The sequence below is a fragment of the Azospirillum sp. TSO5 genome (assembly GCF_003116065.1).
Lineage (GTDB): Bacteria > Pseudomonadota > Alphaproteobacteria > Azospirillales > Azospirillaceae > Azospirillum.
The window spans coordinates 35,011-56,688 of sequence record NZ_LGQY01000007.1; the positions used below are offsets into that span (position 1 = coordinate 35,011).

Annotated in this window: 17 protein-coding genes; 12 read left to right on the forward strand and 5 right to left on the reverse strand. The window is 66.5% G+C overall.

The window, feature by feature from the left end:
• The first annotated feature begins 396 nt into the window (after positions 1-396).
• A complete protein-coding gene (locus TSO5_RS02025; protein ID WP_109150018.1) occupies positions 397-3,411 on the forward strand; it encodes an MASE3 domain-containing protein in 3,015 nt (1,004 codons plus the stop codon).
• Positions 3,412-3,435: 24 nt separating this feature from the next.
• Here TSO5_RS02025 and TSO5_RS02030 read toward each other — a convergent pair whose 3' ends face one another.
• The gene (locus TSO5_RS02030; protein WP_109150019.1) at positions 3,436-4,545 is read right to left on the reverse strand and encodes an ABC transporter substrate-binding protein; all 1,110 of its coding nucleotides are present in this window, start codon (positions 4,543-4,545) and stop codon (positions 3,436-3,438) included.
• Positions 4,546-4,800: 255 nt separating this feature from the next.
• On the opposite strand from TSO5_RS02030, the gene TSO5_RS02035 reads away from it, so the two are divergent.
• The 8 genes from TSO5_RS02035 to TSO5_RS02070 all read left to right on the forward strand — a co-directional run bounded on the left by TSO5_RS02035 (position 4,801) and on the right by TSO5_RS02070 (position 12,301).
• Positions 4,801-5,601 carry an IclR family transcriptional regulator gene (locus TSO5_RS02035; protein ID WP_348981042.1) on the forward strand — a complete coding sequence of 267 codons (801 nt, stop codon included), beginning with the start codon at positions 4,801-4,803 and terminating at the stop codon, positions 5,599-5,601.
• Positions 5,586-6,620 carry a 2-dehydro-3-deoxygalactonokinase gene (locus TSO5_RS02040; RefSeq protein WP_109150021.1) on the forward strand — a complete coding sequence of 345 codons (1,035 nt, stop codon included), beginning with the start codon at positions 5,586-5,588 and terminating at the stop codon, positions 6,618-6,620. The genes TSO5_RS02035 and TSO5_RS02040 overlap by 16 nt, the downstream gene beginning before the upstream one ends.
• Entirely contained in the window at positions 6,617-7,270 is a 654-nt protein-coding gene (locus tag TSO5_RS02045; protein WP_109150022.1) for a 2-dehydro-3-deoxy-6-phosphogalactonate aldolase, read from the forward strand. The genes TSO5_RS02040 and TSO5_RS02045 overlap by 4 nt, the downstream gene beginning before the upstream one ends.
• Positions 7,271-7,335: 65 nt before the next feature.
• A complete protein-coding gene (locus TSO5_RS02050; RefSeq protein WP_109150023.1) occupies positions 7,336-8,325 on the forward strand; it encodes a tripartite tricarboxylate transporter substrate binding protein in 990 nt (329 codons plus the stop codon).
• A 67-nt stretch (positions 8,326-8,392) separates the two neighbouring features.
• The gene (locus TSO5_RS02055) at positions 8,393-8,929 is read left to right on the forward strand and encodes a tripartite tricarboxylate transporter TctB family protein (protein WP_109150024.1); all 537 of its coding nucleotides are present in this window, start codon (positions 8,393-8,395) and stop codon (positions 8,927-8,929) included.
• Between the two features lie 51 nt (positions 8,930-8,980).
• Positions 8,981-10,510: a tripartite tricarboxylate transporter permease gene (locus tag TSO5_RS02060; RefSeq protein WP_109150025.1), complete on the forward strand. Its 1,530-nt coding sequence runs from the start codon at positions 8,981-8,983 to the stop codon at positions 10,508-10,510.
• A 28-nt stretch (positions 10,511-10,538) separates the two neighbouring features.
• Positions 10,539-11,315, forward strand: coding sequence for an SDR family NAD(P)-dependent oxidoreductase (locus TSO5_RS02065; RefSeq protein WP_109150026.1), 777 nt, complete (start codon positions 10,539-10,541; stop codon positions 11,313-11,315).
• An 80-nt stretch (positions 11,316-11,395) separates the two neighbouring features.
• Entirely contained in the window at positions 11,396-12,301 is a 906-nt protein-coding gene (locus TSO5_RS02070; RefSeq protein ID WP_109150027.1) for an MBL fold metallo-hydrolase, read from the forward strand.
• A 113-nt stretch (positions 12,302-12,414) separates the two neighbouring features.
• On the opposite strand, the gene TSO5_RS02075 is transcribed toward TSO5_RS02070, so the two are convergent.
• Positions 12,415-12,795, reverse strand: coding sequence for a tautomerase family protein (locus TSO5_RS02075; protein WP_109150028.1), 381 nt, complete (start codon positions 12,793-12,795; stop codon positions 12,415-12,417).
• A gap of 94 nt (positions 12,796-12,889) precedes the next feature.
• Here TSO5_RS02075 and TSO5_RS02080 point away from each other — a divergent pair, with 94 nt between their 5' ends.
• Positions 12,890-13,747, forward strand: coding sequence for a LysR family transcriptional regulator (locus TSO5_RS02080; RefSeq protein WP_109150029.1), 858 nt, complete (start codon positions 12,890-12,892; stop codon positions 13,745-13,747).
• A gap of 71 nt (positions 13,748-13,818) precedes the next feature.
• Here the strand turns inward: TSO5_RS02080 and acnB are convergent, their stop codons facing one another.
• Positions 13,819-16,410 carry a bifunctional aconitate hydratase 2/2-methylisocitrate dehydratase gene (gene acnB, locus TSO5_RS02085; RefSeq protein WP_109150030.1) on the reverse strand — a complete coding sequence of 864 codons (2,592 nt, stop codon included), beginning with the start codon at positions 16,408-16,410 and terminating at the stop codon, positions 13,819-13,821.
• 202 nt (positions 16,411-16,612) lie between these two features.
• Positions 16,613-17,128 carry a ribonuclease E activity regulator RraA gene (rraA, locus tag TSO5_RS02090; RefSeq protein ID WP_109150031.1) on the reverse strand — a complete coding sequence of 172 codons (516 nt, stop codon included), beginning with the start codon at positions 17,126-17,128 and terminating at the stop codon, positions 16,613-16,615.
• A 206-nt stretch (positions 17,129-17,334) separates the two neighbouring features.
• On the opposite strand from rraA, the gene TSO5_RS02095 reads away from it, so the two are divergent.
• Positions 17,335-17,712, forward strand: a complete 378-nt coding sequence (locus TSO5_RS02095; protein ID WP_109150032.1) for a hypothetical protein — start codon at positions 17,335-17,337, stop codon at positions 17,710-17,712.
• Between the two features lie 191 nt (positions 17,713-17,903).
• Here the strand turns inward: TSO5_RS02095 and TSO5_RS02100 are convergent, their stop codons facing one another.
• On the reverse strand, positions 17,904-18,788 hold the full coding sequence (locus tag TSO5_RS02100; RefSeq protein WP_109150033.1) for a MurR/RpiR family transcriptional regulator: 885 nt from the start codon (positions 18,786-18,788) through the stop codon (positions 17,904-17,906).
• Between the two features lie 397 nt (positions 18,789-19,185).
• On the opposite strand from TSO5_RS02100, the gene pflB reads away from it, so the two are divergent.
• The gene (pflB, locus tag TSO5_RS02105; RefSeq protein ID WP_109150034.1) at positions 19,186-21,471 is read left to right on the forward strand and encodes a formate C-acetyltransferase; all 2,286 of its coding nucleotides are present in this window, start codon (positions 19,186-19,188) and stop codon (positions 21,469-21,471) included.
• The last annotated feature ends 207 nt before the right edge of the window (positions 21,472-21,678 follow it).

The window sequence follows — 21,678 nt, forward strand, 5'->3', positions numbered from 1 at the left end:
GCCGCTCCCCCATATGCCCGACCGGAACCGGGACCCGGATCGAGCCAGTGGGCCATCGCCGAGCGATCGATATTTATCGTTCTGTTACAAATACTTGCAGCTCATTTTCTCTGCCGCCCCCGCAGGCTTTCCCCGGCTGGGGTAAAATGCCCTCCCCCTCCCCTGCCCCGAAGACCCCTGCATGCGCCACCTCCGCCAAACCCCGACCTCCCCCGCCGATCCCGGCGGATGGAACATTGAACAGTCGCCGCGGAGATGTTTCACGGTGTTTCAAACCTTCGGGATGGCGGGAGGCGGCGGAGCATGGACTGTCGATACCGTTAAGCTCTAATATACGCAAAAGAGGTATAAACACCGCGAACCGGGCGACCGACCAAGCGGCCAGGGGGGGACGGAATGACTTCAACAGGTCCGGCGAAGACGGGGGCGCTGCAGGGTCGCACGAAGCCGCCCGGCGCCATCGCGACGCTCATCATCCTCTCCATCCCCTTCCTGCTGGTCCTTCAGGCCGCCCGTCTCCCCGGTTCGATGGAGATTGCGCATTACCTGCCGCTGCATACCTTCTTCGAAACCTTCGCCATCGCCGTCGCCGCCCTGATCTTCGCCATCGGCTGGCATTCCCACACCGCCGAGACTCCGCCGGCCCTGCTGGCCCTGTCCACCGGCTTCCTCGGCGTGGCGCTGCTCGACTTCGGTCATCTGCTGTCCTATGCGGGAATGCCCGACTTCGTGACGCCGTCGGGGCCGGAGAAAGCCATCGCCTTCTGGCTCGGCGCCCGGCTGATGGCGGCGATCGCCCTGCTGATGGCGGCGACCCTGCCCTGGCGTCCGGGATCGGCGGCTCTGCGCTATCCGCTGATCGTCGGGGTGCTGCTGGCGACCGCCGCGCTGTTCGTCGCCATCCTGTGGTACCCGGACCTGCTGCCGCGCACCTATTTGCCCGACCAGGGGCTGACGCCGCTGAAGGTAGCGGCCGAATATGCGCTGGTTCTTCTCTATGCCGGCGCCGCCCTGATTTTCCACCGCCGCCGGCGCGCGGCGCAGACGCTGGATGTCCATCGCCTTGTCATCGCCGCCGTCGCCATCGCGATCAGCGAGATGTGCTTCACGCTCTATCTCAGCGTCTACGACCTCGCCAATGTGGCCGGGCACATCTACAAGGTCATCGGCTACTGGTATCTGTACCGGGCCGTGTTCGTCACCGCCGTGCACCATCCCTATGACGCCCTGCACAGTTCCCAGCGCGACCTGTGGCGGGAGAAGGAGCAGGCGCGCGTCACGCTGCTGTCGATCGGCGACGGGCTGATCGCCACCGACACCGCCGGCCACGTTGCCCTGATGAATCCGGTGGCGGAACGCCTGACCGGCTGGACGGTGGCCGAAGCGGTCGGCCGACCGGTCGCCGAGGTGTTCGACATCGAGAATGCCGAGACGGGGCAACGGGTGCCGGTCCCGGTCCAGCAGGTGCTGGAGAACGGCCAGATGGTCGGCCTCGCCAACCACACGGTGCTGGTGGCGCGCGACGGCAGCCGCAGCCACATCGCCGACATGGCGTCCCCCATCCGCGACCACGACGGCGCGCTGCACGGCGTCGTCATGGTCTTCCAGGACGTGACCGAGACCTATGCCAGCCGCGAGGCGTTGAAGGACAGCCTGTCGCTGAACACCGGCATCCTGGAGAGCGCGGCCTGCGGCATCATCGCCACCACGCTGGACGGCGTCGTCCGCGTCTTCAACCGCGAGGCGGAGCACATCTTCAGCTATCCGTCGGAGGAGATCGTCGGCACCACCGACCTGCCGCGCCTGTACGACCAGGATGAACTGCGCGCCCATGCCGACATCCTTTCCACCGAACTGGGCCGGCCGGTGCGGGCGGGTTTCGATGCGCTGGTCGCCCGCACCCGCGACTGCGGCCAGCCCGAGCCCGGCGAATGGACCGGACTGCGCAGGGATGGCGCCCGCATTTCCGTTTCCACCCTGACCAGCATGCTGCGCGACAGCGGCGGCTCGGTGCGCGGCTACCTGACCGTGGTGATGGACGTCACCGAACGGAAGCGGACGGAGCGGCAGATCGAAAAGCTCGCCTACTACGACCCGCTGACCGACCTGCCGAACCGCCGCCTGCTGCTGGAGTATCTCGACGGTCATCTGCGGGCGGCGCGCCAGACCGGCCGCTATGGCGCGCTGATGTTCCTCGACCTCGACGATTTCAAGGGACTGAACGACGCCCGCGGCCACATCGTCGGCGACATGCTGCTGCGCGAACTGGCGGCGCGGCTGAACGCCACCCTGCGCAAGGGCGATCTGGTCAGCCGGCTGAGCGGCGACGAGTTCGTCATCCTTCTGCCCGACCTGGGTGCGACGGCGGACGAGGTGGCGGAGATCGCCCGGCGGGTGGCGGAAAAGCTGCGGTTGGCGGTGGCCCAGCCCTTCCAGCTCGACCGTTGCGAACACTGCATCTTCGCCAGCATCGGCCTGACCGTCTTTCCAAAGTCGCCGGACGAATCGGTGGAGGACCTGCTGAAACAGGCGGACACCGCCATGTATGCCGCCAAGGACGGCGGACGGAACACCATCCGCGACTATGACCCCACCATGCTGGTGGACGCCCAGGCGCGTCTGCTGCTGCAGCAGGATTTGCGCAAGGCGGTCGATGCCGGGGAATTCACCCTGTTCCTGCAGCCGCAGACCCGGGCCGACGGCACGCTGGTGGCGGCAGAGGCGCTGATCCGCTGGCAGCATCCGCAGCGCGGCTTCGTCGCCCCCGGCGCCTTCATCGCGGTGGCGGAGGAGTCCGGTCTGATCCTGCCGCTGGGCGACTGGATCCTGCTGGAGGCCTGTCATGTGCTGCGCCGTCTGGCCGATGCCGGCAGCGACTGCCACCTGTCGGTCAACATCAGCCCGCGCCAGTTCCGTCAGCAGACTTTCTGCGCGGGCGTCATCGCCGCCCTGCGCGCCACCCGAACCGACCCGCGCCGTCTGACGCTGGAGATCACCGAGGGCATCGCCGTCAGCGACTGCGCCGACACCGTTGCCAAGATGTCGGAACTGGCGGCCTTCGGGATTGCCTTCTCACTGGACGATTTCGGCACCGGCTTCTCGTCGCTGTCCTACCTGAAACAGTTGCCGGTGGGGGAAATCAAGATCGACCGCTCCTTCGTTCAGGATGTCGACCGCAACAGCCACAATGCCGTGCTGGTGGAGACGATGCTGTCGATTGCCAGCCGGCTCGGCCTGAAGGCGGTGGCGGAGGGGGTGGAGACGGCAGCCGAACGGGACTTCCTGGAAGACCGCGGTTGCACGATCTTCCAGGGCTATTATTTCGACCGGCCGATGCCTGTCGAAGACTTCATCCGCAAATACGTGACGAAGTCGGAACTCACAGCCATGGAAGAGCCGGCCCATGCCTAAGGCCGGGCCGGCTCTGGAACCCTGTTACTTCTGGGCAATCATCTTGGGCTGGCCGTTGCTCCAGACATACATGACGTAGTTCGGCTTGGTGATGTCACCCTTCTTGTCGAACTCCACCGGGCCGACAACAGTGTCGAAGCTGTTGGCGTGCAGGGCCTTCGCCAGCTTCCCGCTGTCGGTGCCGCCGGACTTCTGCAGACCCTCGGCGATGACCTGGACCGCGGCATAGCTGTAGAAGGCGAAGTTGCCCGGTTCCGGCAGGCCGGCCTTCTTGAAGGAGGCGATCAGTTCCTGCGCCTTGGGATCGCTGGCCGCCGACGCGCTGTCGGTGTAGAGCGTGCCCTCGCCGGCCGGACCGGTGATCGACCAGTATTCCTGGTTGTTCAGGCCGTCGCCGGCGATGAACTGCGGCTTCAGCCCCTGCTCCTGCGCCTGACGGACGATCAGACCAAGTTCCGGATGGTAGCCGCCGTAATAGACGGCATCGATGTTCTTGTCCTTCAGGCTGGTGATCAGCGCCGAGAAGTCCTTCTCGCCGGCCGTCACCGACCCGCGATAGGCGACCTTGCCACCCGCCTTCTCCAGCGTCTGCACCACGACGTCGGCCAGCCCCTTGCCATAGGCCTGCTTGTCGTCCAGCACGGCGATGTTCTTGCCCTTGAAGTGCTCGGCCAGATAATTGCCGGCAACCACGCCCTGCTGGTCGTCACGGCCGCAGACGCGGAAGATGTTCTGATGGCCCTTCGCGGTCAGCAGCGGGTTGGTGGCGGTCGGGGTGACCATCACCACGCCTTCCTCCTGGTAGACGTCGGCCGCCGGGATGCTGGCGCCGGAGCAGAGATGGCCGACCACGGCGGTAACCTGATCGCGCACGAACTGGTTGGCGACGGCCACCGCCTGCCGCGGGTCGCAGGCGTCGTCGCCCACCTTCAGCACCAGCTTCTGGCCCAGCACGCCGCCCTTGGCGTTGATGTCCGCGACCGCCTGCTTGGCGCCATACACCGACTGCTCACCCAGTGCCGCCACCGGCCCCGTGGTCGCCGTGCCGAGTCCAATCACGATGTCGGCCTGCGCCGTGCCGAAGCCGGCCAGCAGCGCCGTCGCGCTGACGAAGGAAAGGACGGTGAGACGCATGGTTGGTTCTCCCAGAATTGCTGTTTTGTACAGGACCATATCCGCCGGTCCCGGCATGTTTCCTTTTCTGACCGATACGACAGGAATTTGAAAGCGCGATCATGGGTTTCGCAGCGCTCCGAAGGGAGCCGCGACCGTTCGTCGCCGCTATAGATGTCCCACTATTTGGTATGATGGAAAATTATTTGACACACTTTGGCGCATGCGCCAGCATCGGGGAGATCAATGGTGGTCAAACAAACCATGAGCGCGGCGATGGGAGCGACGGAGCAGGAGGCTGATGCCGGAAGGACCCAGGGCACCGGAACACAGACCCTGCTGCGCGGACTTGCGCTGCTGGAATGCGTGGCGGACGGCATCGGCGACGTGAAGGGTATCGCAGCACGGCTCGGCACTCCGCGCAGCACCACCAACCGCATGCTCACCAGTCTGGTGGCGGAGGGCTATCTCCACCACATCCCCTACAAGGGCTACCTGCTGGGACCCAAGCTCATCCAACTCGGCATGAAGGCGCTGGAACAGCGCCCGCTGGTCGCCATCGCCCGCCCGCATATCGAGGCCCTGGCCCAGGCCACCGGCGACACCGTCCACCTCGGCGTCGAGGAGAATGGCGAGGTGTTCTACCTCGACAAGATTCCCGGCACCCGCGGGCTGGAAATGCGGTCGCGCACCGGACAGCGTATGCCGCTCGCCTCCACCGGACTGGGCAAGGCGCTGATGCTTGGGATGCCGCCGGCGCGCTGGCGGGTGCTCCATGCGATGACCTGCCCGGCAGAGTTGCCCGCCGGCCGCCCGCGTCCGGCGGACCTGCCGGTGTTCGAGGAACAGCTGACCCGCTACGTCGCCCAGGGATGGGCGATGGATTTGGAAGAGAACGAACTCGGCATCCGCTGCGTCGCCGCACCGGTGCGCGACGGCCGGAATCTGGTGGTGGCGGCGGTCAGCGTCGCCAGCGCCGTCCCCTACATGCCTGACGACCGCATGGCGACGCTGGGACCGCTGGTCCGCGCGACGGCGGAGGCAATTTCCAAGGATCTGGGATGGACCGCACCGTAACCTCCTCTGCCGGAACCACCTCCGACCGCCCTGCGCTGATCGCGCTGGATTGGGGCACGTCGAGCCTGCGCGGCTTCCTGCTGGACGGCTCCGCCCGCATTCTGGCCGAGCGGTCGAACGGGCACGGCATTCAGAACCTGCCGCAGCCCGGCGCCGCGGGTTTCGATGCGGCATTGACCCTTCTGTGCGGCGATTGGCTGGACGCCCACCCCACCCTGCCGGTGGTGGCTGGGGGCATGGTCGGCAGCGCGCAGGGCTGGGTCGAGGCGCCCTATGTCACCACGCCGGCCGACGCAACGACGCTGGCGGACCAGGCGGCACGGGTCGAGACGGCGGCCGGCCGCCAGATCCTGATTGCGCCGGGCGTCCTGCATGATCCCGCCACCGCAATTCCCGATGTGATGCGGGGCGAAGAAATCCAGATCGCCGGTGCACTGGCCGAGAATGCCGGTTGGGCGCGCAACGCCTGCGTCGCCATGCCCGGCACCCATTCCAAGTGGGTCCAGGTCGCCGACGGCCGCATCGCCGGCTTCTCCACCTACATGACGGGTGAACTGTTCGCGGTCCTGAAGACGCACTCCCTTCTCGGCCGCCTGATGCCGGCCGGGGTCGACGCGACGCCGGAGGATGAGGAGGAGGCCTTCGCCATCGGCATCCGGGCCGCGCAATCGGCCGGTCCGGGCGATCTGCCGCACCAGTTGTTCGCCACCCGCACGCTGGGGCTGACCAAGCGCCTTTCGCCGGAAGCGCTGGCGCATTACCTGTCGGGCCTGCTGATCGGGCACGAGCTGCGGTCCGGGCTGGCACTTCTGGCGGAGATGCCGGCCAACACCCCGCTGCTGCTGATCGGTGATCCGGCGCTTTGCCGCCGCTACAGCCGCGGCTTTGCCGCCTTCGGCACCACGCCTGCCGCGCAGCTTGGCAATACCGCACCCCGCGGCCTGTTCCAGTTCGCCGCGGCGGCCGGACTGCTGCACTCCGCTTCGGCCACGCCCTCCAGCTTCAAGAGCGCACCATGACAGAGCTTTCGCTTTCCGCCCGCGCCGACGCCGCCTTCGCCGCCCTGCCGCTGGTCGCGATCCTGCGCGGCCTCACTCCGGCGGAGGCCGTGCCTGCGGCCAATGCGCTCTATGACGCCGGCTTCCGGCTGATCGAGGTGCCGCTGAACTCGCCCGATCCGTTCGATAGCATCGAATCCATCCGCCGCGCCCTGCCGCGGGACGCGCTGGTCGGGGCCGGGACGGTGCTGGCGCTGGATCAGGTCGACAGGCTGGCCGCCATTGGCGCCGATCTGGTGGTGATGCCGCACGCGGACACCGCGATCATCCGCGCCGCCAAGTCGCGGTCGATGATCTGTGTTCCCGGCGTCGCCACCGCGACGGAGGCCTTCGCGGCGCTCGCCGCCGGCGCCGATGCGCTGAAGCTGTTCCCGGCGGAGCAGATCACCCCGCCGGTGGTGAAGGCTCTGCGCGCGGTGGTTCCGCACAGCGTGCGGCTGCTCCCCGTCGGCGGAATCACGCCCGATACCATGCAGCCTTACCGGGTTGCGGGTGCCGCCGGCTTCGGTCTTGGCTCCGCCCTCTACAGCCCGGGCTTGCCGGTTGCCGACTTGGCCGCCCGTGCGGCCCGCTTCGCCCAGGCTTGGGCGGAAGGGACTGTCGCCCGCTGAATTCACCTTCCATTTTCACCACCCAACGACCGGCGCACACGCCGGCGCACCTTAGAGGGAATCCCATGAAGGTTACCAATCGCCTTTCCCGCCGTGCACTGACGGTCGGCCTGTCCGCGGGCGTGCTGATCGCCGGAGCCGCGACCCTGCCCGGTGCGGCCTTTGCCGCCGACTATCCGACCAAGCCGATCGAGTTGATCGTCCCCTACGCCGCCGGCGGCGGCACCGACCTCGTCGCCCGTGCCTTCGCCGACGCGGCGAAGAAGCACCTGCCGCAGTCGATGGGCGTGGTCAACAAGACCGGCGGCGGCGGCGCCGTCGGCCTGACCGAGATCATGGCCGCCCGTCCCGACGGCTACAAGATCGGCATGGGCACGGTGGAGATCACCCTGCTGCCGCATATGGGTGTTGCCCGCTTCACCGTGGACGACTTCACGCCCATCGCCCGCCTGAATGCGGAGCCGAGCGCCATCACGGTCAAGGCCGACGCGCCCTGGAAGACGATCGAGGAATTCCTGGACTACGCCAAGGCCAATCCCGGCAAGGTGCGCATCGGCAACTCCGGCACCGGCGCCATCTGGCACCTTGCTGCCGAAGCGATGCAGGAAAAGACCGGCACGACCTTCAACCATGTCCCCTTCGACGGCGCGAACCCGGCGGTGACCTCGCTGCTGGGCGGCCATATCGAGGCGGTTTCGGTCAGCCCGGCCGAGGTGTCGAGCCAGCTCGCCGCCGGCCAGCTGCGCATGCTGGCCGTCATGGCCGACCAGCGCCAGAAGGCCTTCCCCGATGTGCCCACGCTGAAGGAGAAGGGCATCGACCTGTCCGTCGCCACCTGGCGCGGCATCGTCGTGCCGAAGAAGACCCCGGCCGCGGTGGTCGAAACCCTGCGCACCGCCAGCAAGGCCGCGGCGGAGGACCAGGGCTTCCGTGACCAGTTGGCCAAGATGAACCTGACCTGGGCCTATGCCGACGGTCCGGAGTTCGGTCAGGTCATGCAGAAGGACAACGCCTTCTTCAAGGGCCTGATGACCAAGCTGGGCATGGCGAAGTAACGCCTGACCGACGCAGCCCCCGGCGGTTCGCCGCCGGGGTTTCTTCATCGGTTGAGGAGACCGGACCATGAGCAACCCGCCCGCCGGGAGCGACCGCCCCGGCTCCAGCGACGATTCCGGCATCGCCATGCCGCTGACGACCAAGATCGCCAACCTGGTGATCTCCGTCGTTCTGATCGCGGTCGCCGCATCGGCCATCGCCGCGACATCCGATTTCCCGAAAAGCATGCTCGCCGCCGATGTCGGCGCCGCGCGCTTCCCCATCATCCACGCCGGCGCGCTGATCCTGCTGTGCCTGATCCTGATTGCCAACACGCTGCGCGCGCCCACCGCCCCCGCCGCCGATGGGCAGGCGCCGGTCGGCATTGCCGGTTATGCCGGTGTCGCGCTGGGCATGCTGGCGACCGGCGCCTGCATCGCCGCCATGGAGCAAGTCGGCTATGGCCCGGCCACCGCCGTCTACATGGCGGTCATCATGGCGCTGATGGGACAGCGCAGCCCGGTGTGGAATCCGGTGCTGGCGGTCGGTGTGACCGCGCTGGTCTATGGCGTTTTCCATTACCTGCTGCAGGTGCCGCTGCCGGTGGGGAGCCTGTTCGAATGACCAGCCGCCCCCTTCCCGTTACCACCCCTTGCCCGGTGGGAGACAGCCGCCATGCATGAACTCAATCTTCTGATGGGCGGCTTCGCCACGCTGGCGTCGAACCCGCTGGCCCTGCTTCTGGCACTGGTCGGCGTGACGCTGGGCATCGTCATCGGCGCCCTGCCCGGCCTGACCGCGACCATGGGCGTCGCCATCCTGCTGCCCTTCACCTTCGGCATGGACCCGGTGTCCGGCCTGCTGATGATTTCCGGCGTCTTCTTCGGCGGCGTCTATGGCGGGTCGGTGACGGCGATCCTGCTGCGCATTCCCGGCACCCCGGCCGCGGCCGCCACGGCGATGGATGGCTTCGAGCTGACAAGAAAGGGCATGGCCGGCGTGGCGCTCGGCACGGCGACGCTATCGTCCTTCCTGGGTGGAACCGCCAGCATCATCGTGCTGATCTTCATGGCCCCGATCCTGGCCGGCTTCGCCCTGGAATTCAGCGCGCCGGAGAGCTTCGCGCTGGCCGTCTTCGGGTTGAGCATCATCGCCAGCATCTCCGGCCGCTCGGTCATCAAGGGGCTGATCGCCGGCTTCCTCGGGCTGCTGATCGCCACCGTCGGCATGGACCCGATGGACGGCTTTCCCCGCTACACCGGCGGCTATACAGAGCTGTTCAACGTCCCGTTCATCCCGGTGATGATCGGCCTGTTCGCCGCGGCCGAAGCCTTCAAGACGCTGGAGGACCCGAAGGTCCGCCTGGGCATGGCGGCGGCGCTGGGCCGCATCCTGCCGGATTGGCCGACCTACCGCCGCATGCTGGGCACGGTGGCGCGCTCCTCCGGCCTCGGCATTGTGATCGGCATCATTCCGGGTGCCGGCGCCGACATTGCCGCCTATGTGGCCTACAACGAGGCCAAGCGGTTCAGCCGGACTCCGGAGAATTACGGCAAGGGCGAATTGGCCGGTGTCGCCGCGTGCGAAGCCGGAGCCAACGGCTGCACCGGCGGCGCGCTGCTGACCATGCTGACGCTGGGCATTCCGGGTGACGCGGTGACGGCGGTGATGCTGGGCGCGCTGACGCTGCAGGGGCTGCAGCCGGGACCGCTGCTGCTGAAGGAGCATGCGGATCTGGTCTTCACCCTGTTCGCCGGCATGCTGTTCTGTTACGTCGCCATGCTGGTGATCGGGCTGGGATCGCTGCGCTTCATGGGCCGCGTCCTGCAGATGCCGAAGTCGGTGCTGACGCCGGTGATCCTCGTTCTGTGCATCGTCGGCACCTATGCCATCAACAACAGCCTGTTCGACATCTGGATCATGCTGGCGGCAGGTGTCGCCGGATACTTCATGCAGAAATGGGACTTCCCGGCCTCTCCGGTGGTGCTGGCCCTGATCATGGGACCGATGGCGGAAGCCAATTTCCGCCGGGCGCTGTCGCTGTCGGGCGGAAGCTACGACTTCCTCTACACCCGGCCGATCACTGTGGTCCTGCTGACCGTTGCCATCCTGACCCTGCTGCTGCCGCTGGTGAAGCGCTGGCGCGCCCACCGGACGGAGAGCCGGCGGGCCGGCACCGCTGGTCCCCTGAACCAAACCAGATGAACCAAGCCTGACAACAAGGAACCTGTCCATGTTCGACGATCTGAAGGGCCGCCGCGTCCTCATCACCGGCTCGACCCAGGGGATCGGGCTGGCCGCGGCTCAGGCTTTCGCCCGCTGCGGCGCCAAGGTCGGCATCAACGGCCGCAAGGCGCCGGCCGATCTCGACTCCACCCTGGCCGCGATGGAGCAGGCAGGCGGCGAAGCCGCCTTCTTCGCCGGCGATCTGAGCGACAGCACCGCCTGCAAAGCGGTGGTGGACGCCTTCGCCGAACGGTTCGGCGGCATCGACGTTCTGATCAACAATGCCGGCGGGCTGGTCGCCCGCAAGCCGCTGGAGGAGATCGACGACGAGTTCTTCGACGCGGTGACCGACCTGAACGCCCGCTCCGCCTTGATGACCACCAAGCATGCCCTGCCCCATCTGCGGCAGTCGGCCAAGGACAGCGGTCAGACGGCGTCGGTGATCCTGGTCGGGTCAGTCGCCGGATACACCGGCGGCGGACCGGGAGCCGGGCTGTATGGGGCGGCCAAGGCGTGGCTGCACAACATCCAGAAGAATTGGGTCGCCTTCCACACCAAGGAGGGCATCCGCTTCAACACCGTGTCGCCGGGCACCTTCGACACCGCCTTCCATGCCGACAAGGACGAGGCGGCCAAGGCCCGCGTGTCGACCGGCATACCGATGGGCCGCTTCGGCAAGCCGGAGGAATGCGCACCGACCTTCCTGTTCTTCGCCTCCCAGGCCTGCTCCGGCTACATCACCGGGCAGGTGCTGGACGTGAATGGCGGCCAGTTCATGCCGTAAAGAGCTGGACCGGCAGGGGATCGCAGGACAAGCGCCGCTCCATGCTGTTGTCGTAAGACACGGGCAGGAGAGGAACGACCATGGCCACGCAAATACCCTTGTCGGAGGACAGCAGCGCGATCGATCCGGCACTCGACGCGCTGCGCAACGACCATACGCACGAGATCGCGCCCGACCTCGCCTATCGGCGGCTCGGCATCGTCAATGTGGTGTTCTGGGGTCCGCCGCGAGCCGGCGACCGCGAATGGGTGCTGATCGACACCGGACTGATCGGCACCAAGGGCTTAATCCGCAGCGCGGCGGCGGAGCGGTTCGGCCGCGACTCCCGCCCCGCCGCCATCGTCATGACCCACGGCCATTTCGACCATGTCGGGGCGCTGGAGGATCTGGCGGAGGAGTGGGATGCCCCGGTCTACGCCCACCCGCTGGAGCACCCCTATCTGAACGGCCAAGCCGCCTATCCGCCGGGAGATCCGTCGGTCGGCGGCGGCGCCATGGCGGCATTGGCGCGCTTCTATCCGCGCAAGCCGGTGGACGTCGGCTCCCGCCTGCGGGCCTTGCCGGAGGATGGATCGGTGCCGATGATGCCGGGCTGGCGCTGGGTTCACACGCCGGGGCACAGCGTCGGCCATGTCTCCCTCTGGCGGGAACGGGACCGCTCGATGATCGTCGGCGATGCTTTCGTCACCACGGGGCAGGAGTCGGCCTATGCGGTGGCGGTTCAGCGGGCGGAAATGCACGGACCGCCCATGTACTTCACCGTGGAATGGGACAAGGCGCGGGAGTCGGTCGCCCGGCTGGCGGCCCTGGAACCGGAACTGGTCATCACCGGCCATGGCGAGCCGATGCACGGAGCCGAGATGCGAACCGCCCTGCACCGGCTGGCCGACGAGTTCGACAGCATCGCCATCCCGCGGCAAGGCATATATTTGGACAAGCCGGCACGGGCGGAGGATGGGACCGCCTATTGCGGGCCGCAGGCGTAAGTTCTGTGTCCGGCATCAAGACCCCGGGCCACACCGCCCCGGCTTTCGCATAGTGAGCCGCGGCAGGTGGCCAGGGGGCCACGATTGCCTGATCCGGGGTGTCGGTCTTTGCCTCAGGCGTAATGCGCAACGCCATTGCCGAGCGACCAGTTCTCTTTCGCCACTTCGACGATGTTCACGAACACGTCCTGCGGCCGGATGCCCGGATTCTCGCCGAGTATTTCCACGATCCGCGCGAACAATGCCTTTTTCTGTTCTACAGTGCGGGTATTGTTCGCCGTGATCTGGATGTAGACGAGGTCTTCCCCTCGCGACACGCCAAGATAAGCCGAGCTGTAGCGGAAGTTCACCGCGTCATGTTCGGTGATGGTCATGAATTGATCGTCTTCCGGCACATTGAAGGTTTCATGCATCGCACGGTAGAGGCCGTCGAAGATTGCCTGTCGGTAGGATTCAGGCTTTCCAGTGCGTAGGGAGATATGAACGAGCGGCATCGCAGATCCTTTTCATGACGTCCTCATTCAGAATAGCCGCGGAGCAGTCATTTCCATATGCTATGATGTCTTATATCTAAGATAACGGTTAGAAATGATGGACCAACCTCTCGACCTCGATGCGGTTCGGGCCTTCGTGCGAATCGCCGAACTGGAGAGCTTTACGCGCGCGGCCGAAGCCATGCGCACCACGCAAGCCGCAGTCAGCCTGAAGCTGAAACGTCTCGAAGAAAGATTGGGGTGCCGCCTGTTCGAACGGACCCCGCGGTATGTGCAATTGTCGCCACGCGGCGCCACCTTTCTCGATCACGCCCGCGACCTGCTTGAGGCGCATGATCGCGCACTCGCCTCCCTGAGCCAGGGGCGCCAACGAATCGGCATCGGCATCAGCGACCATGTGGCGGGACCGGAGCTTCCCGCACTGATTGCCCGGATGAACGCGCAGGACCCGCAGTTGGTGATCGAAATCCGGATTGGATCGTCGGGAGACCTGCTTCAGAGCTTCGACCGACGGGAACTCGACACCGTAATCGTCCGTCTGCATGCGGGGCGCAACGACGGCCAACTCCTTGCCGAGGAACAGTTCGGCTGGTTCGCGGCGCCAAACTGGCAGCATCGTGCGGACGAACCTCTGCCAATTGCCACCATGGCGGAGCCCTGTGGGGTACGGGCATTGGCCGGGCAACTGCTTGACGCGGCCGGCGTGCCTTGGACGGAGATCTTCGTTGGCGGCGGTGTGACCGCGGTGGCGGCGGCCGTCATGGCCGGGCTGGGTATCGCGGCATTGTCTCCGCGCATGGTGCCCTTTGGCGCCGTCGATGTTGGCCCCAGGCTCGGGCTTCCAGCCTTGCCGCGCTTGCCCGTGGTTTTGCATACCAGAGTGAAGGATGGAAGACCGCGCGAAGCACTCGCTGGACTGGCGGCCGCCTTCAGGAGTGCGGTCCGCGGCTGATGCTCGGATACGAAAACCCCCGCCGGATCGCTCCGGCGGGGGTTTTCATTAGCGACCGCTGTTTCCGGCTATCAGGCCGGGACGGCGACCTTGTCCGCGACTTCCTGGAAGGCCGGGATCTGGTCGAAGTTCATGTAGCGGTAGATGTCGGCGGCGGCCTGATTCACCACGCCGACCTGGGCCAGATACTCCTCGGTGGTCGGGATCTTGCCCAGCAGCGCCGCGACGGCGGCCAGTTCGGCCGACGACAGGTAGACGCGGGTGTCGATGCCCAGACGGTTCGGGAAGTTGCGGGTCGAGGTCGAGATGGCGGTCGAACCCTTGCGGACCTGCGCCTGGTTGCCCATGCACAGTGAGCAGCCCGGCATCTCCATGCGGGCGCCGGCCTTGCCGAGGGTGGCGTAATAGCCTTCCTCGGTCAGCATCATCGCGTCCATCTTCGTCGGCGGGGCGATCCACAGGCGGGTCGGAATGTCCGACTTGCCGTTCAGGATCTTACCGGCGGCGCGGAAGTGGCCGATGTTGGTCATGCAGGAGCCGATGAACACCTCGTCGATCTTGTCGCCGGCGACCTCGGACAGCGTCTTCACGTCGTCCGGATCGTTCGGGCAGGCCAGGATCGGCTCCTTGATGTCGGCCAGGTCGATCTCGATCACCGCGGCATACTCGGCGTCGGCATCGGGCTTCAGCAACTGCGGATCGGCGATCCACGCCTCCATCGCCTTGATGCGGCGCTCCAGGGTGCGCGCGTCGGCGTACCCGTTGGCGATCATCCACTTCATCAGCGTGATGTTGGAGGTCATGTACTCGATGATCGGCTCTTTGCTGAGCTGCACGGTGCAGCCCGCCGCCGAGCGCTCGGCGGAGGCGTCGGACAGCTCGAACGCCTGCTCGACCTTCAGCTCCGGCAGACCTTCGATCTCCAGGATACGGCCGGAGAAGATGTTCTTCTTGCCCTTCTTCTCGACCGTCAGCAGGCCGGCCTTGATCGCGTAGAGCGGGATGGCGTTGACGAGGTCACGCAGGGTGACGCCCGGCTGCATCGTGCCCTTGAAGCGGACCAGGACCGATTCCGGCATGTCCAACGGCATGACGCCGGTGGCGGCGGCGAAGGCGACCAGACCGGAGCCGGCCGGGAAGCTGATGCCGATCGGGAAGCGGGTGTGGCTGTCGCCGCCGGTGCCGACGGTGTCCGGCAGCAGCAGGCGGTTCAGCCAGGAGTGGATGACGCCGTCGCCCGGACGCAGCGCGACGCCGCCACGGGTGGAGATGAAGTCCGGCAGCTCATGGTGCATCTTCACGTCCACCAGCTTCGGATAAGCGGCGGTGTGGCAGAAGGACTGCATCACGAGATCGGCCGAGAAGCCCAGGCAGGCCAGGTCCTTCAGCTCGTCGCGGGTCATCGGGCCGGTGGTGTCCTGCGAACCCACCGTGGTCATCTTCGGCTCGCAATAGGTGCCCGGACGGACACCCTTGCCTTCCGGCAGACCACAGGCGCGGCCGACCATCTTCTGGGCCAGCGTGAAGCCCTTGCCGGTGTCGGCCGGGGCGGCGGACTGGCGGAACAGGGTCGACGGAGCCAGACCCAGCGCCTCGCGGGCACGGGTGGTCAGGCCACGGCCGATGATCAGCGGAATGCGGCCGCCGGCACGCACCTCGTCGAAGATCACCTCGGACTTCACGGTGAACTCGGCGATGACCTCGCCGTTCTTCAGGGCCTTGCCTTCATAGGGGCGCAGCTCGATGACGTCGCCCATCTCCATCTTGTTGACGTCCAACTCGATGGGCAGCGCGCCGGCGTCTTCCATCGTGTTGTAGAAGATCGGGGCGATCTTGGTGCCGAGGCAGACGCCGCCGAAGCGCTTGTTCGGGACGAACGGGATGTCCTCGCCGGTGAACCACAGCACCGAGTTGGTGGCGGACTTGCGCGAGGAGCCGGTGCCGACCACGTCGCCGACATAGGCGATCAGGTTGCCCTTCTGCTTCAGCGCTTCCAGCTGCTTGGTCGGGCCGCGCTGGCCCGGCTCGTCGGCCTCGATGCCCGGACGCGGGTTCTTCAGCATGGCAAGCGCGTGCAGCGGGATGTCCGGGCGGCTCCAGGCATCCGGGGCCGGCGACAGGTCGTCGGTGTTGGTCTCGCCCGACACCTTGAAGACGGTCAGGGTCATCGACGCCGGGACTTCCGGACGCGAGGTGAACCACTCGGCATCGGCCCAGGACTGCAGCACCGCCTTGGCGTTGGCGTTGCCCTTGTCGGCCAGTTCCTTGACGTCATGGAAGAAGTCGAAGACCAGCAGGGTCTTCTTCAGGCCTTCCGCGGCGGCGGCGCCGCATTCGGCGTCCGACAGCAGGTCGATCAGCGGCTGGACGTTGAAGCCGCCAAGCATGGTGCCCAGCAGTTCGGTGGCCTTGACCTTGGAGATCAGCGGCGAGCTGTCGTTGCCCTTGGCGACGGCGGCCAGGAAGCCGGCCTTGACGCGGGCGGCGTCATCGACGCCGGCCGGAACGCGGTGGGTGATGAGGTCGAGGAGGAAAGCCTCCTCGCCCGCCGGCGGGGCCTTCAGCAGGTCGATCAGCTCCGACGTCTGCTTCGCGGTCAGGGGCAGAGCCGGGATTCCGAGGGCGGCGCGTTCGGCCGCGTGCTGGCGATAGGCTTCGAGCACGGCAGGGTTCCTCATAAATGAAAGGCCGGCCCTTGGATGGGAACCGTGAGACGGCCCGCTTGAACTCAGGTCGGGTTTATATGCCCGCTTAAATGAAAGTGCAAGGGGGCGCCCCGCTTACGTGAAGCGGGCAGGATGAAGCAGCCATTCTTTTTGGACTGGTATTACCGGCGCTTGGTATGACCACTTTTCCAGCCCCGCTTTACTTCAGCGCGGCGGCCTGCTGCGGCGTCAGCAGGACGATGCCGTCCTCGTCGGCGAACAGGATGTCGCCGGGACGGACCGCCGCACCGGGCAGTTCCACGGCCACGTCGACCAGCCCCTGGTCGCGGCGGGTGGAGGCGCGCGGGATCGACGCCAGCGCCTTGATGCCGAGCGGCAGGGTCGCCAGTTCCGCCACATCGCGGACGCAGCCCCAGATCACCACGCCGGCCCAGCCGTTCTTGACGGCGGACGCAGCGATCATGTCGCCCATCAGGGCGCAGCGCAGACTGCCGGCGCCGTCGACCACCAGGACGCGGCCGGCGCCGGGGGTGGCCAGCAGTTCCTTGACGCGGGAATTGTCCTCCAGGCACTTCACGGTGACGACCTCGCCGGTGAAGCGGGTGACGGCGCCGAAGTCGCGGAAGCCCGGCAGGACGTAGCGGGCATCGTCCTTGAACCGGTCGAACAGGTCGCAGGTCGCGGTGAAGGCGGTGGTGGTCTGATCTGTGCTCATGGCGATCGGGGCTCCGCAGCGTGAACGGTGCAGGGACTTTCTCCCGTCACCTCTTGCGCCAAAGGCGGGCGGGAGGCAAGGGCGGCGCGACGCGACGACGGCAGGTCGGCGAACGTGACGCAGGAGGCTTGCCGAACGTGCAGTCGACGCCGCAGCGACCCGCGCCCATATTTCCGGAAAGACGAAAAGAACCCGGGGTGTCCTCCATGACCATGCCGAAGATTGCCGCCGCCGGCGCGGCCGGTGCGCTGACCCTTCTGGTCTCGGCCTGCGCCTCCGTCATCTCGCCCCCGCCGGTGGCGCAGCCCGACCCGGCGGTGCTGAGCGCGCTGGAACGCTACTCCGCGGGCGAATGCAACCCGCAGACCGCGGCGGTGCTGACGGGAATGCATATTCCGGCGGGCGATATTCGCGGCCTGAGCTACGGCCTCTACCGCGACGAGTTCCGCGACGCGATCGTTCGCTGGGACGCCTGGGTCTATCTGAAGGACCAGCCCGGCTCCCTGGTGGTCACGCTGGACGAGGATTGCCGGCCGATCCAGGTCTATGCCCGCGGCGGGGCGACGCTGCCGGGCAGCCGGTGAACCCGCCGCCCGCAACCGAACTTGGCCGCGCGGATGGAACATCGTGGAACATGATGACTGCTGCTGTTCCATCTGACCGGCCTTCGCAAGCGGGTGGAGAGGGCCGGATTTTATAGGACTCCGTTCCTTTTTGGCGCATTTGTTGAAAGGGACGCGCCCTGCGGCCCCTCCAGGCGAACCTCTAACCTGTCTTAACTATCGCCGGCCCGAGCCGACACGGCCTCAGACAGATGGGCGTCCACGGCGCGGTCGTGGCGCTTCAGCCGTTCCTGCAACGTGTCGCCCATGCGCAACGCCACGGCGATCGACAGGATGTCGCCCAGCACCAGATGGGCGATGCGGACGGTCATCGGCGAATGGATGTCGAAATCGTCGGCGATGTCGGCGACGAGGCTGACCGTCGCCATCTCCGCCAGCGGCGAGCCGGAGCGGGTCAGCGCCACCACGTCCGCGCCGGCCTTGCGGGCGTTCCGCACGGCATCGAGGATGTCGCGGGTGCGGCCGGTGCTGGACACCGCGACCACCGCGTCGCCCTTCGCCAGCGTCAATGCGGAGGCGAAATAGACGTGGGAGTCGGTGTAGGCGACGGTCGGCATGCCCAGCCGGAAGAACTTGCGCTGGATATCCTCCGCCACCGTGCCGGAATTGCCGGAGCCGTAGAACTCGATCCGCCGCGCCGCGGCCAGAATGTCGGCGGCACGGTCCACCGCGTCGGCCGGCAGATTGTTGCGCACCTGCATCAGCGTGGCGATGGTGCGGTCGAACAGCTTGCCGGCCAGCACCGCTCCCGGCACCCCGCCCTCGGCATTCAACTCCCCGCCCGCCGACAGGTCCTGGTGCAGGAAGGGCATGCCGCCGGCGATGTCCTGCGCCAGCTTGATCTTGAATTCGCGAAAGCCGCGGCAGCCGAGAGCCGCGCAGAAACGCGCCACCGTCGGCTCGCTCACCCCGACCCGGTCGGCCAGTTCGGCCATCGACAGGTTGATGACGTCGCCCGGATGGGCCATCGCATAGTCGGCCAGCTTGCGTTCCGATGGTCGGATCTGGTCGCGGACGGCGGCGATTCTCGCCAGCATTCTGGGGGCTCTCCCTTCTGATTGTGGGTCAGCCTAGCACATGTAGCAAAGCTACATATACAGCGCTGCGAACGACCGATTCCATCGCCGGGCCTAGGCGTCCTTTCCAAGCGTTTTCAAGCTGCCAAACCTTGCCCTGCGACAAAATGTCGAGCCGGTTCGCCTTGTCCGGAAGCCCGTCCGGGAGTATGTAGTAAAACTACAGAGCGGGCGCAAATCACGGCATCCATCCATGGCATCTGCCGTCCACCGCCCGCTCCGAAAATATGACGTGTATCAACGAATTCGGCGCCCATCGCGCCTATGCTTCCAATCGCCCCGCGCGGTTCGCGGGCACCACGAGACTGCCGACACGGCCTATGATCCGCGCCGACGTCTGAATCTCTGAGGAGTCATCATGGACACCCTGCTGATGGACGGACTTGCCCAGACAACGGAGCAGCAGTCCGCCGCCGACCCCTGGCGCGGTTTCGCCCCGGGCGTCTGGCGCCGCTCGGTCGACGTCCGCGATTTCATCCAGCGCAACCTGTGCCCTTATGAAGGCGACGCAGGCTTCGTCGCCGGTCCCACCACCCGCACCACCGCGCTGTTCGCCAAGGTCACCGACCTGCTGAAGCAGGAACGCGCCGCCAAGGGCGGCGTACTGGACGCCGACACCGAAGTCTTCGCCTCGATCACCTCGCACGCCCCCGGCTACATCGACCCGGAACTGGAGGTCATCGTCGGCCTGCAGACCGAAAAGCCGCTGAAGCGCGCGATCATGCCGTTCGGCGGCTGGCGCATGGTCAAGACCGGGCTGGAAGCCTATGGCTTCACCCCGTCGCCGAAGCTGGAAGAGATCTTCCCGGCCCTGCGCAAGACGCACAATGACGGCGTGTTCGACGTGTACACGCCCGAGATGCTGCGCTGCCGCAAGTCCGGCGTCATCACCGGCCTGCCCGACGCCTATGGCCGTGGCCGCATCATCGGCGACTATCGCCGGCTGGCTCTCTACGGCGCCGATTTCCTCATCAAGGACAAGAAGGCCCAGCTCGCCTCGCTGGAGGTCAGCCGCATCGACGAGGACGTGCTGCGTCTGCGCGAGGAGATTTCCGAGCAGATCCGCGCGCTGAAGGAGCTGGTCGAGATGGCCGCCTCCTACGGCTTCGACGTCAAGCGTCCGGCCGCCGGCGCGCGCGAAGCGGTGCAGTGGACCTATCTGGCCTATCTGGCCGCGGTGAAGGAAGCCAACGGCGCGGCAATGTCGCTGGGCCGCGTGTCCAGCTTCCTCGACATCTACATCGACCGCGACCTGCGCGACGGCGTCATCACCGAGGCGGAAGCCCAGGAGATGATCGACCATTTCGTGATGAAGCTGCGCATGGTCCGTTTCCTGCGCACGCCGGAATACGACCAGCTGTTCTCGGGCGACCCGACCTGGGTCACGGAATGCCTGGGCGGCATGGGGCTGGACGGCCGGACGCTGGTCACCAAGACCAACTTCCGCATGCTGCAGACCCTGCACAACCTGGGTCCGGCGCCGGAACCGAACCTGACGGTCCTGTGGTCGGAACAGCTGCCGGAAGGCTTCAAGCGCTTCTGCGCCGACACCTCGATCAGGACCTGCTCGGTCCAGTACGAGAACGACGACCTGATGCGCGGCTATTGGGGCGACGATTACGGCATCGCCTGCTGCGTGTCGGCGATGCGCATCGGCAAGCAGATGCAGTTCTTCGGCGCCCGCGCCAACCTGGCCAAGACGCTGCTGTACGCAATCAACGGCGGCAAGGACGAGGTTTCGGGCGAGCAGATCGGCCCGGCCTTCGCGCCGATCACCGGCGACGTGCTGGACTATGACGAGGTCATGGCCCGCTTCGAACCGATGATGGAGTGGCTGGCCAAGGTCTACATGAACGCGCTGAACGCCATCCACTACATGCACGACAAGTACATGTACGAGCGGATGGAGATGGCCCTGCATGACCGCGACATCCTGCGCACCATGGCCTGCGGCATCGCCGGCCTGAGCGTGGTGGCGGACAGCCTGTCGGCGATCAAGTTTGCCAAGGTGAAGGTCATCCGCGACGCCAACGGCCTCGCCACCGACTTCGAGATCGAGGGCGACTATCCGGCCTTCGGCAACAACGACGCCCGGGTCGACGACATCGCGGTGTGGGCGGTCGAGCGGTTCATGACGGCGCTGCGCAAGCAGAAGGCCTACCGGAACGCGATGCCGACGCAGTCGGTGCTGACGATCACCTCCAACGTGGTCTACGGCAAGAAAACCGGCAACACGCCGGACGGCCGCAAGGCCGGCCAGCCCTTCGCGCCGGGTGCCAACCCGATGCACGGGCGGGACAAGAAGGGCGCCATCGCGTCGATGGCCAGCGTGGCGAAGCTGCCCTATTCGCACGCGCAGGACGGCATCAGCTACACCTTCACCATCGTCCCGGGCGCTCTCGGCCGCACGGAAGACGAGCGGGTGAGCAATCTGGTCGGCATGCTGGACGGCTATGCCCACCAGGGTGGCCACCACATCAACGTCAACGTCTTCGACCGTGAAACGCTGCTGCACGCCATGGACCATCCGGAGCTGTATCCGCAGCTGACCATCCGGGTGTCCGGCTACGCGGTGAACTTCATCAAGCTGACGCGCGAACAGCAGCTGGATGTCATCAGCCGGACGTTCCACGACAAGCATTGAGGGGTGTGAAGACGGCGCAACTCCCTCTCCCGCCCCGGGAGAGGGAAGGGGCCCGCCGCGGAGCGGTGGGAAGGGTGAGGGGTAATCCAAGGAACCATGCGGTTCGGGAGCCTTGCTTTATCCCTCACCCTCCCCACTTCGTGGGTCCCCTCCCTCTCCCGGGGCGGGAGAGGGCGGTCCACAAGCCGCAGAGTTTTAAAATTGGAT

Excerpts from the sequence above, each read along its gene's own strand:
- TSO5_RS02025 (WP_109150018.1), top strand. The coding sequence starts at position 397 with ATGACTTCAACAGGTCCGGCGAAGACGGGGGCGCTGCAGGGTCGCACG.
- TSO5_RS02030 (WP_109150019.1), bottom strand. The coding sequence starts at position 4,545 with ATGCGTCTCACCGTCCTTTCCTTCGTCAGCGCGACGGCGCTGCTGGCC.
- TSO5_RS02035 (WP_348981042.1), top strand. The coding sequence starts at position 4,801 with ATGGGAGCGACGGAGCAGGAGGCTGATGCCGGAAGGACCCAGGGCACC.
- TSO5_RS02040 (WP_109150021.1), top strand. The coding sequence starts at position 5,586 with ATGGACCGCACCGTAACCTCCTCTGCCGGAACCACCTCCGACCGCCCT.
- TSO5_RS02045 (WP_109150022.1), top strand. The coding sequence starts at position 6,617 with ATGACAGAGCTTTCGCTTTCCGCCCGCGCCGACGCCGCCTTCGCCGCC.
- TSO5_RS02050 (WP_109150023.1), top strand. The coding sequence starts at position 7,336 with ATGAAGGTTACCAATCGCCTTTCCCGCCGTGCACTGACGGTCGGCCTG.
- TSO5_RS02055 (WP_109150024.1), top strand. The coding sequence starts at position 8,393 with ATGAGCAACCCGCCCGCCGGGAGCGACCGCCCCGGCTCCAGCGACGAT.
- TSO5_RS02060 (WP_109150025.1), top strand. The coding sequence starts at position 8,981 with ATGCATGAACTCAATCTTCTGATGGGCGGCTTCGCCACGCTGGCGTCG.
- TSO5_RS02065 (WP_109150026.1), top strand. The coding sequence starts at position 10,539 with ATGTTCGACGATCTGAAGGGCCGCCGCGTCCTCATCACCGGCTCGACC.
- TSO5_RS02070 (WP_109150027.1), top strand. The coding sequence starts at position 11,396 with ATGGCCACGCAAATACCCTTGTCGGAGGACAGCAGCGCGATCGATCCG.
- TSO5_RS02075 (WP_109150028.1), bottom strand. The coding sequence starts at position 12,795 with ATGCCGCTCGTTCATATCTCCCTACGCACTGGAAAGCCTGAATCCTAC.
- TSO5_RS02080 (WP_109150029.1), top strand. The coding sequence starts at position 12,890 with ATGATGGACCAACCTCTCGACCTCGATGCGGTTCGGGCCTTCGTGCGA.
- rraA (WP_109150031.1), bottom strand. The coding sequence starts at position 17,128 with ATGAGCACAGATCAGACCACCACCGCCTTCACCGCGACCTGCGACCTG.
- TSO5_RS02095 (WP_109150032.1), top strand. The coding sequence starts at position 17,335 with ATGACCATGCCGAAGATTGCCGCCGCCGGCGCGGCCGGTGCGCTGACC.
- TSO5_RS02100 (WP_109150033.1), bottom strand. The coding sequence starts at position 18,788 with ATGCTGGCGAGAATCGCCGCCGTCCGCGACCAGATCCGACCATCGGAA.
- pflB (WP_109150034.1), top strand. The coding sequence starts at position 19,186 with ATGGACACCCTGCTGATGGACGGACTTGCCCAGACAACGGAGCAGCAG.